Origin of the sequence: Arthrobacter sp. I3 (assembly GCF_000520575.1) — a bacterium.
Taxonomy (GTDB): domain Bacteria; phylum Actinomycetota; class Actinomycetes; order Actinomycetales; family Micrococcaceae; genus Arthrobacter; species Arthrobacter humicola_A.
Genome location: NZ_KI914913.1, coordinates 43,990 through 45,809 on the forward strand (window position 1 = coordinate 43,990; position 1,820 = coordinate 45,809).

General features: G+C 67.4%; 1 protein-coding gene. It reads right to left on the reverse strand.

Annotated features, from left to right (window positions below; all coding sequences use genetic code 11):
- Nucleotides 1-53: 53 nt before the first annotated feature.
- Nucleotides 54-1,820: transcription termination factor Rho (gene rho, locus Y706_RS24060; RefSeq protein WP_043435268.1), on the reverse strand; the 1,767-nt coding region annotated here is incomplete at its 5' end.

Consider the following 1,820-nt stretch of genomic DNA (forward strand, 5'->3'; position numbering starts at 1 on the left):
AGAGCCACCCGGCGGAGGGGCGGGGCCGCCAATTTTCGAGCGGTTACGTGACGCTATTTGTCGTTATCGGACTTCGCACCAAGCGTCGTCTTCTGCACCTGCATGAGGAACTCGACGTTGCTCTGGGTCTCCCGGATCTTGTTGGTCAGCAGCTCAAGGCTCTGCTGCGTTTCGAGTCCGGACAGGACGCGGCGCAGCTTCCACATGATCTTGACTTCCTCGGGGGAAAGCAGGTTTTCCTCGCGGCGGGTACCGGACGCGTTGACGTCCACGGCCGGGAAGATGCGCTTGTCCGCGAGCTGGCGGGACAGGCGCAGTTCCATGTTGCCGGTGCCCTTGAACTCTTCGAAGATGACCTCGTCCATCTTGGAGCCGGTCTCGACGAGCGCGGTGGCCAGGATGGTCAGCGAGCCGCCGTTTTCGATGTTGCGGGCTGCACCGAAGAAGCGCTTCGGCGGGTACAGCGCTGCGGAGTCCACACCACCGGACAGGATGCGGCCGGAGGCCGGTGCTGCCAGGTTGTAGGCACGGCCCAGGCGGGTCATGGAGTCCAGGAGCACCACAACGTCCATGCCCATTTCCACGAGGCGCTTGGCGCGCTCGATGGAAAGCTCGGCCACGGTGGTGTGGTCGTCGGCGGGACGGTCGAAGGTGGAGGCAATAACCTCACCCTTGACGGTGCGCTGCATGTCCGTGACTTCTTCGGGACGTTCGTCAACGAGCACCATCATGAGGTGGACCTCAGGATTGTTGGTGGTGATGGCGTTGGCGATGGACTGCAGGATGAGCGTCTTGCCGGCCTTCGGCGGCGAAACGATCAGGCCGCGCTGGCCCTTGCCGATCGGGGCCACGAGGTCGATGACGCGCGGGCCGATCTTCTTCGGGTCCGTCTCGAGGCGCAGGCGCTCGGAGGGGTACAGCGGGACGAGCTTCGCGAATTCGACGCGGTCCTTGAGCTCTTCCGGCGTCTTGCCGTTCACCGAGGTGACGCGGACCAGGGCGTTGAACTTCTGGCGGGCGGACTGCTGCTGGCTCCCCTGCTGGGCTTCGCCTTCGCGCGGTGCACGGATGGCGCCGACGACGGCGTCGCCCTTGCGCAGGTTGTACTTCTTGACCTGGGCGAGCGAGACGTAGACGTCGTTCGGGCCCGGCAGGTAACCGGACGTGCGGATGAACGCATAGTTCTCGAGCACGTCGAGGATACCGGCGACCGGCAGCAGGACATCGTCCTCGGTGACCTCGACGTCGTCGACGTCGGGTCCCTGCTGACGTCCGCGGCGGCGGTCGTTGCGGTCGCGGAAGCGATCGTTGCGCGAGGAGTTGTCGCGGCTGTCCTGCTGGCCCTGGCGGTCACCGCGGTCGTTGCGGTCACGACGGTTGCGGCGGTTCCGGCGGCTTCCGCCGTCAGAATCATCGCTGTCGCGGGTGTTCTCACGGGTGCTCTCGCGGGTGCCGGCCGAGTCGTCGCGGCCCCCACGGGTGCGGGTGTCACGGCGCTGGCCGTCTTCGCTGGGCTCACCCTGGCGCTGTTCACGCTGTTCGGTGCGCTGTTCACGCTGGTCGGTGCGCTGATCGCGCTGTTCACGCTGCTCGGTGCGCTGTTCAGCGGCGGGCTGTTCGGCCGGGGCCTCGACGGCGTTCTGGCCGGCATCCGTGGCCTGGGCTGCGGCTTCGCCGCGGCGGCGGTTGCGGGTGCGCGGCTGCCTCGTGCGGTCGCCGGATTCCGTTCCGGAAACGGCGGCGCCGGATTCTGCAGTGGCGGATTCCCGGGCGCCGGACTCGGTGGAAACCGCGGGGGCTTCAGCCGGGGCGGCGGCGGG